Source organism: Flavivirga aquimarina, from assembly GCF_030540835.1.
Classification (GTDB): Bacteria; Bacteroidota; Bacteroidia; order Flavobacteriales; family Flavobacteriaceae; genus Flavivirga; species Flavivirga aquimarina.
The window spans coordinates 84,316-94,084 of sequence record NZ_JAUOEK010000066.1; the positions used below are offsets into that span (position 1 = coordinate 84,316).

The 9,769-nt window shown below is 31.8% G+C and carries 5 protein-coding genes; all 5 read right to left on the reverse strand.

Annotation, left to right across the window (positions count from 1 at the left end; genetic code table 11):
- Positions 1-5: 5 nt before the first annotated feature.
- Positions 6-3,026: a SusC/RagA family TonB-linked outer membrane protein gene (locus tag Q4Q35_RS05175; protein ID WP_303276876.1), complete on the reverse strand. Its 3,021-nt coding sequence runs from the start codon at positions 3,024-3,026 to the stop codon at positions 6-8.
- Between the two features lie 229 nt (positions 3,027-3,255).
- Positions 3,256-6,006, reverse strand: coding sequence for a helix-turn-helix and ligand-binding sensor domain-containing protein (locus tag Q4Q35_RS05180; RefSeq protein WP_303276877.1), 2,751 nt, complete (start codon positions 6,004-6,006; stop codon positions 3,256-3,258).
- Positions 6,007-6,202: 196 nt separating this feature from the next.
- The gene (locus Q4Q35_RS05185; protein ID WP_303276878.1) at positions 6,203-6,877 is read right to left on the reverse strand and encodes a head GIN domain-containing protein; all 675 of its coding nucleotides are present in this window, start codon (positions 6,875-6,877) and stop codon (positions 6,203-6,205) included.
- Between the two features lie 121 nt (positions 6,878-6,998).
- Entirely contained in the window at positions 6,999-9,239 is a 2,241-nt protein-coding gene (locus tag Q4Q35_RS05190) for a ribonuclease R family protein (protein ID WP_303276879.1), read from the reverse strand.
- A gap of 223 nt (positions 9,240-9,462) precedes the next feature.
- Positions 9,463-9,769, reverse strand: a 307-nt coding sequence (locus Q4Q35_RS05195) for a T9SS type A sorting domain-containing protein (RefSeq protein ID WP_303276880.1), incomplete at its 5' end; no start/stop codon positions are given.

The following is a 9,769-nucleotide window of genomic DNA, read 5'->3' on the forward strand; positions in this document are numbered from 1 at the left end:
ACTTATTAAAGTTTTAAGTTAATTCCTAATAAAAATGCTTTAGCTGTGGGATAAAACCCTTGGTCTATGCCACCACCTATTGGAGCCCCGCTAGAAGCAGTAGGATCAAAACCTTTATATTTGGTTAGCGTAAATAAGTTACTTGCTGAAACATAAAGACGTAATTTGCTGATTTTAGAACCTTCAAGCGATTCATCTGAGAATGTATAACCTAACTGTATATTTTGTAAACGAACAAAAGAACCATCTTCTACATAAAAATCTGAAAACAATCCGTTAGGTGTTGAACCATTGGTAACTCTTGGAAATGTATTCCCTGTTCCTTCACCTGTCCAACGATCTAAATAAGAAATAGTTCTATTAGTTAACTGTTGCCCACGTTCATAATTACGAACAATTTCATTTCCTACTGATGCAAAAGCATAAGCAGCGAAATCGAAATTTTTATAGTCTATAGATACGTTAAGTCCCATTGTTGCGTCTGGTAATGGGTTTCCTATATCTACTCTATCGTCTAACGTGATTTCTCCATCTCCGTTTTGGTCAACATATTTTATGTCTCCCGGTTCTGGTACAATGTCTCCAATTGCTGAAGCATCAATTTCAGCTTGATTTTGAAAAATTCCAGCAGTTTGATATCCGTAAAAATATCCCAGCGGGAAACCTGCTTCCATTCTTGATGGTTCTGGTTGGCTAATACCAAAACTTCCTCCAACAAGGACGCCTGTATTTGTGTTTACAGAAATAACTTCGTTTTTTAAATAGGTAACATTATACTTGATACTAAGTTTTAAATTGTCGTTAAAATTATTTGTATATCCAACAGCAAATTCAACACCTTCATTCTCTACGGTACCTCCATTTACGAAAGGTGCCCCTCCTGTACCAAGTAGTCCTGAAACTTCTGGCGCCACTAATAAGTCTTCTGTTCTCCTTTTAAAATAATCGGTAGTGATGTCTATTTTGTTATCTAATAAACGCATATCAACACCAATATCGAATGTTTTTTGCTTTTCCCATTTAATTTCCGGGTTAGCAATACCGCCACTTGCGGTTCCAATAATCTCTTCGTTATTAAAGATATAGGTGCCTTCTCCATCTAAAAGGGAAACGTATCTGTAATCTCCAATTCTGTCATTACCAAGAATTCCGTAAGATGCTCTAACTTTTAATAGGTTAATGAAGTTGTTGTCTTTAAGGAATTCTTCATCAGATGCAACCCACCCAATAGATCCGGAAGGGAAGAACCCGAACCTGTTTTCTGGACCAAACTTTGTTGAACCATCTCTACGAATTACAGCAGATAATAAATATTTTCCATCGTAATCATACTGTACTCTAGCAAAATATGATAATAATCTGGAGTCGAAAATGGCATTTACACCACCTCTATCTTCATTAATATTTTCAATATCTGAAGTTAGTGCTATTCTTGCATTTATAGCGGCATTGTCAGCAATATCATGACCTGTTAAGCCAGTATATTCACCTGTTGTTTTAAATACTGATGTACCTAAAAGAACATTTACATTATGAATATCGTTAAACTCGTTTTGATATTTAATGAATGCATCAAACGTATAGTCTCTAAAATAATTTAAGCCTTCAAAAACACTGCTTCTATCTACATTGAAAACTTTGTTGGTTCCAAAATTTGCAATAGGATTAAAAACGTTAGATCTTACTTCAGAGTAATTAAATTGAATGTTTGATTGTACTGTAAAGTGATCAAGAAAGTTATAAGACAGTCCAGCATTTCCACTTAACTTCATAACTTTACTTCTGTCATGAGTGTCGTCAATCTGTGCAAGAGGATTAATAACTTCGGCACCTAAACCTTCAGCTAAGGTATAGTCTCCATTTTCATCATATACTGTAAAAGTTGGAGCCATATTAATGGCATTAAAAAGGACCGAAGCATTAGAATTTTCGGGAAGATTTCTTTTATTAGTTCGCATTAAAGTAAGACCCGAAGTGAATTTAAAATTTTCTAAAAAGTCTAATTTATAACTAGCGTTATTAGTAAAACGTGTAAAATTAGATGCGCTTCCACCTACAATACCATCCTGTGTTAAAAATGATCCACTATAAGAGTATGAAGAATTTTTACCTCCACCTCTTAAAAGGATATTGTGGTTTTGTATTGCGGCATTTTTAAACACTTGGTCTTGCCAGTCGGTACCAATGCCTAAATTTGAAATATCTGTAAAAGGAAGTGTATTCCCTCCAGCTGCATAAGCTTCATTAGCGAGTAAGGCGTATTCTGTAGCATTTAAAACTGGGATTTCTCTAGTTGTTTGTTGAAATCCACCATAAGTGCTATATTCAACTGTAAGCGGCATTTCTTTACGTCCGGTTTTAGTTGTAATAAGTATAACACCATTTGCTGCTCTTACCCCATAGATACCTGCTGTGGCATCTTTAAGAATGTTCATGCTTTCAATGTCATTTGGATTGATAACACTTAGGTCTTCTATAACATTTCCGTCTACCAAAATTAAAGGCCTGCTATCGCCATTAGTAGAAACCCCTCTAATGCTAATTGTTGAGCCCCCACCAGGTGTACCAGATTGTGAGGTAATGTTAACACCTGCAACTTGACCCTGTAGAGCTTGTTCAATACGGGTTGGCTTTAGGGCTTCAATGCTCTCGCTTGAAATAACGCTAACTGCTCCGGTAATTTCTTTTTTGGTTTGAGTACCATAACCAATAACTATAACCTCATTCAATTTAGCGATATCTTCTACTAGTTGTATGCTTAATTCTTTATTATCAGATACAACAACTTCTTGAGTTATATAACCTATATAACTAAATGTAAGTGTTGCACCAACTTGCACATCAGTTATAGTAAATTTACCGTCAAAATCTGTTACGGTTCCTTTACTGGTATTCTTCACGATTATATTAGCTCCAGGAATGGGGAAACCAGTATCGTCTTGAACAGTTCCACTAACATCTATATTCTGCGCACTTGAATATGCAATAAAAAAGAGTGTTAGAATTTTAAAGAGAGTGTGTCTCATTTGATTTAGTTTTTTTAGTTTATGTAAAACTAGCCATCATCTTTATTGTATCCTTATTTTAGACCTCAACAAAAAACATACATAGCAAAAAAAGAAGCATTTTATTGCTAAAATATCAGTATTGACTAGGTTTTATTAAATTGATCTCTTTTTTAAACGGCCTCAATAAAGTACGAAAATACGTCGATGTTGTGGTGTTGTATAGGTAAAAAAGCAACATGTTGTGTGACTATATTTCTAAAATATAGTCTGTTAAGCTAGATTCATGGGGTAAATTCATTTTTTTACGCAACCTGTAACGTTTCACCTCTACACTTCGTGACGAAATATTAAGTAGAGGAGCAATTTCTTTCGATGATAGATTAAGTCTTAGGTAAGCACATAGCCTCAAATCATTTGAAGTAAGAGATGGGTGTTCTTGTTTAATCTTTTTAAGAAAGTCTTTATCTGCATTATTAAAGGCTTCTTCAAAAACATGCCAATCATCTGTATTATTTAAATTTCTGTCAATTATCTTAATGACGTGTTTTATGTTTTTAACATCATTGATATGCTGTAATTCCTTTTTTAAGCTATTTAAAAACTCGTTCTTTTTAATTAAACTCATAGTCGAAATACCTAGCTCACGATTTTTGTTATCAATGTCTTGTCTTAATTTTTCGTTATTAAAACGCATGAACTGTTGTTTGTTTTCCGATTCTTTTAATTCTAATTCTCGTCTGGTTTTTTGTAATAAAGCTTCTCTTTGTTTTCTATAATAACGTTTATAAATATGGTGCATCATTAATGAAAACAATAAAAATATAATTACATAAGCTGATATGAATGTATTAGAAAGGTACCAAGGTCTCTCAATATTAAAATTAAAAGATGCTATATTTTTAGACATTGAATTACCTATTCTGGCTCTTACATTAAAAACATAATCGCCATAGGGTAAATTTTCGAATAGCGTATTAGATTCTGATGACCAATTGCTCCAATTTGGGTACATACCTTCTAATTGATACTGATATTCTGTATCAAGGTATTTGTCAAATTCGGCAACACTAAACGTCAATTCTATATTGTTATCTTCGTTTACAAACTCCCCATTAATATTTTTGCTTACAATTTCCGGGCTTGTAATGATGCTGTGTTTTGTTATTGAATTTATTGTAATTTCGTAAGACTTTTTGAAAATTTTGTCTAAGTCTACAATAACATAACCTGTTGAGGTACCTATTAAATATCTTTGGTTGTTAAGATGCGTTATGTTTTCGTAACCGGTTAAACCTCTGGGTAATGACTTTGAAAAAGGGATTTTATTCACCTTTGGAGTATTACTTAGTTTTCCTGGCGACATGTAATTTAGATCTCTTTTAGAAAAATGCCATAAGGTATTTGTTTCTTTATTGAATTCAAGTTTTCCCGAGGTATAATCTTCTTTTGCAAACAGGCTATTTAAAATAGTATCTTTTAAAAATTGATTGGTTTTTATATCATACTTTAGAATGCCGCCTTTATAGGAATATAATAAGTCATTATTGTACTTAATAATACTGGAATTTAATTCTTTACCAAGACCTGGAACTTTTTTTATGCCTAAAACCTTTGTAAAGTTTTCGTCTACATCAATTTTAAAAACACCTTTATACTCGTGACTAACAAAAATCTGGTTATTATAAATTTCAAAAAACTTACTCGAAAGATCGAAACCCTCTATTTTATTTTTATACACCCAAGTACCATTGACTTTTTGAATAATGTATAGCCCATCATAATTACCTTGTAATAATAAATCTGTTTTGTCTATTGATTTTATATTCCAGGTGCCATATTCTATACCCTTGATTTTGTCTATTATATTATTTTTTATAACGGATGTCCCTGTATCGTGTCCACAAAATAGGATATTATCAATTATAGTTAAGCACCAGACGGCTTCTTGAATGCCTTCTACTAGTTTAAAATCTTCTTCTTTTCCTAAGGGTTTATAAAATAACCCCTGATTTGTACCCAGATACAAATTATTATTGAAAACTGTAGATGTATATATGGTTCCTATTTTACCTTGTTCATCGGCATAAATGCTAAAAGGTGATTTAACATTCACACAATTAATCCCGTTTTCTAAAGCTAACCATATATTGTTTTCGGCGTCTTCAAAAACCCAATGAACTGTATTGTTACTTAACCCCCGAAAGGTATCTATGTTATAATCTATAGTTCCATTTTCAGTTAGGTGAAATATTCCATTAGACCTAGTTCCTAATATAAAACTATTGTCTTTTAATTGAATGCTACGAAATACACTTACTTCTGAAAGCTTTTTATTTGCAGATATATTCCATTTTGAAAGGGTTTCATCTTCTAAAATATAAAACCCGTTATTCTCAGTTTCTATTAAGAGATTTTCGTTTTTATTAAAAATATTAACCAGCCTATTTGTTTTAAGAATTATATGATTTGAAACGAGTCTTGATTCACCATTCTCAATTTTGTAAATACCATCTTTGGTTTTTTGATAATAAATAGTTTCATCAACTTTAAACATTTTATAAATGATAGTTTCAGAATTAATGATACTATAGGCATCGTCTGCTTTGTTATAAATATATATTCTCTTTAAAGATTGAAATAGAATATAGTCGTCTATGCTTATAATATTCCAGAATTCTTCATCTTCTAAAAAATCTATCTTTAATTTTTTAGATAGTGATGTATAATATAGCTGCCCAAGTTCGTTTCTTTGCCAATACCCAAACTCTCTATTACTACCAGTATATATTAGATTATCTATAACATTAACAGATCTTATAATCGTTTCATTAGGCGACTTATATAATTGCCAATTAGCACCGTTAAACTCTAGTAGCCCTTTGTTATTTGCTACATAAATATAATTTTCTTTGGATTGAGAAATGGACCAATTTTGAGTTTCTGCTCCGTAGTCTTTTGGCGAAAAAACCTCAATAGGAGGGTGTTCTTGCGCATGCATAATACTACACACACAAAAAAGCATGTTAAAAAATAAAAGCCAAGATTGTCTCAAAAAACATTAGTTGTTGTATGACTAATATACTAAAAATAAGGTTTGTAAGAGGTGTTGTATGGTTTTTGTATGGTTTTACAAGAAACTATTTAACAAGAAACCCGCTACAAGAGCGGGTTTGTTATTCTTAAAAAATTATTATTTAATTCATTCGTTTTATTTTACCTCCCAGCGCACTACTTTCGTCTACGCGTTCTGGATTACCGTAAATATAGATGTAGCCTCCTGCTCTTATTTTAGCGTTAACCAGAGTTTTAGCATGTACATGTGCTTCTCCGGCAATTCGTATGGAAACATCTGTAAATTCTGTTTTGAGATCTTCACCTTCATAAATGCCTCCTGTATAAATGGATACATCTTGATTTTTAGAAATTCCTGAAGTTTTAATAGTAGCACCGGTAACCGATCTGATATTTGCATACTTTACATTTAAATCGGCCTCTATTTTTCCACCTTCTTGGGCATTTAAATCTATTTCAAATTGTTCGATAGTATCTTTTGAAGATACTTTGGCACCTTCGTTAACATCAATCACATCTATTGCTGTATAATATAATTGCACTTTTATTTCATCACCATCATAAGATTCCCCAAGTTTCATTTTAATTTTTAGTGTTCCATTTTTATTATTTACTACAACATCTTTATTGTCTTTTCCTGTAATAACAATTCTATTATCATCAGATTTAATAAGTTCAAGATCTATTAAATCATATACTTTTAAGTTGGTAAATTCTCCAACTGTTTTTTCTATTGGTTTTTGTGCTACAGTTACTGTAGAAATTAAGATAGATAATATGACTGTGAAGCGTTTCATTATGTGGATTTTTATATTTTTTATAATTTAAACGTAAAGTTATCAATAATTATTCCCTTTTTTTAAATTAAATAATTTTTTATTCTTGTTAAGGGGTTTATATAATGAACTCATTTTTAAGCTAAGCATCTTTTTTTCCAACTAAATTAAAGTCAAGATGTTTTTTAACTAAATCTGTGTTTTTAACCTTTACAACCACTTCGTCTCCAAGCTGATACATGGTTTTGGTGTTTCTGCCTACCATTGCGTATTGGTCTTGATCGAAAGCGTAATGATCATCAGTCATATCACGTACACTTACCATGCCTTCGCATTTATTAGAGATAATTTCAACATAAATACCCCAATCGGTTACACCGGAAATAACACCTACAAACTCATCATCTTTATGGTCTTGCATAAATTTTATCTGCATGTATTTTATGGAGTCCCGTTCTGCTTTAGTGGCCAGATTTTCCATAGCACTAGAGTGATTGCATTTATCTTCGTAAGCATCTTCATTCACCGATTTCCCACCATCTAAATAATGCTGTAATAAACGGTGAGCCATTACATCTGGATATCGACGAATAGGCGACGTGAAATGGCTATAATAATCGAATGCTAAACCATAATGGCCAATATTGTGTGTGGTGTATTCGGCTTTACTCATACTTCTAATGGCTAAGGTATCAACAAGGTTTTGCTCCTTTTTACCATTAACTTCTTTGAGTAAATTATTAAGTGATGCTGAGGTTGTTTTTCTGTCCTTAAAATTAAGTTTGTAACCAAATTTAGATACAATACCTTGTAGGTTAGCTAATTTACTGTCGTCTGGCTCATCGTGTACACGATAGACAAATGTCTTTTTCGGATCTTTTTTACCAATGAATTCCGATACTTTACGGTTTGCTAAAAGCATAAACTCTTCAATAAGTTTATTGGCATCTTTACTGGTTTTAAAAAATACACCTACAGGATTGCTTTCTTCATCTAAATTGAATTTTACTTCTACTTTATCAAAAGAAATAGCACCAGAACTCATACGTTTTCTGCGCATAATTTTAGCCAACTCATTCATTTTTAAAATGGCATAAGCTATTTCTTTCGGTGTTTGATATTCTTTTTCTGTTAGTGATACTTCTTTTGGTATCGTATTATTAATTTCACTAATGTTGTGGATTTCTGCTTTTGTAGGAATGACAAGCCCTATATTATTTTCGATAATAGCCTGTGCTTCTTCATAAGTATACCGGGCATCACTATAGGTTACTGTGCGACCAAACCATTCGTTTTTAATCTCACATTTATCATTCATTTGAAACACAGCAGAAAAGGTATATTTTTCCTCATGTGGACGTAATGAACAGGCTTTATTTGATAATACTTCGGGAAGCATGGGTACTACTCTATCTACTAAATAAACTGATGTGGCGCGTTCGTAAGCTTCATCATCTAAAACGGTACCTTCTTGTAAATAGTGCGATACATCTGCAATATGGATACCTATTTCGTATAATCCATTGTCTAAGATTTCGAAAGACAGTGCATCATCAAAATCTTTGGCGTCTTTAGGATCAATTGTAAAGGTTAAGTCTTTACGCATATCTCTACGTTTAGAGATTTCTTCGGCCGTAATAGAAGTGTCTAGTTTATTTGCAAAATCTTCTACTTCATGTGGAAATTCATGTGGCAAACCATACTCGGCTAAAATAGAATGAATTTCTGTATTATGGTCTCCAGGTTTACCAAGTACTTGTATTACTTTGCCATAAGGTGAATCGGCTTTTTCTGGCCAGTCTTCAAGTTTTACGAGTACTTTGTCGCCGTCTTCTGCTTTAAAGGTCTTATTAATGGGAATAAAAATATCTTTATGCATTTTTGGACTATCAGCAATTACAAAGGCGTAATTGCTATGTAATTGAATAACACCAACATATTCGCTTTTATCGCGTTTTATAATGTTGGTTATCTCTCCTTCTAATTTTCCTCTTTTTCTACGTTTGTATACATAAAATTCTACTTCATCACCATTTAATGCTTTATTAATATTATTAGATGCTATAAAAACATCGTCATCAAATTCGTCACAGATAATATAACCAGAGCCTTTAGCAGATAAATCTAAAATACCTGTATGATATTCTGTATTAATAACTGCTTTAAATTTCCCTCGTTCTACTTGTATAATCTCTTGTTGAGCAGCAAGTTTTGCTAAAGTTTTTATAATTTGATTTCTGCTACTGGCGTCGTTAACACCAAGTTTTGCGGCAATTTGTTTATAGTTGAATGATTGGTTTCTATCTTTTTTTAAAATACTTAGAATAGTATTGGTCAGGTTGGAAATTCCTTTTTTTGATTTCCTTTTTTTCTTTCTTGTCATTTATAATTTAATTCATAGTCGCTTCCTAAAGATATATAGGAATTAGTTATTTTAAACTTAATAGGTAGTGAAGTTATTTGCATTAAGTTTTGTGCAAAGTTACATTTAAAATATTTAATCGTATTTTTTTAATGTTATGCTATAAAAAAGAAAAGGTTTCTATTCAAATAGAAACCTTTTCTTAATGTTATTTTTTATTACTTGTTAGTAAGCGTTATACACCTTATTTTTTAATAAACTTAAAGGTGTTTCCGTTTTCAAATTTTAGAAAATACAATCCATTGGGTGATTTTTTAATATCAATTTTTTCATTATTAGAGATAATTCCACTACTTATTTTGGTTCCCAAAATATTATAAATCGTATAATTTTCTGTTCTGGGTAATCCAGAAATTTGAATAAAATCTGGGGAAGGGTTTGGATATAACTTTATATTGGATACTTCTATGTTTTCATTTATTGAAAGTGTACCTAAGTTGAGCTTAGAAATTCTGTTACCAGAAATTTCAGCAATATACAAGTCATCTCCA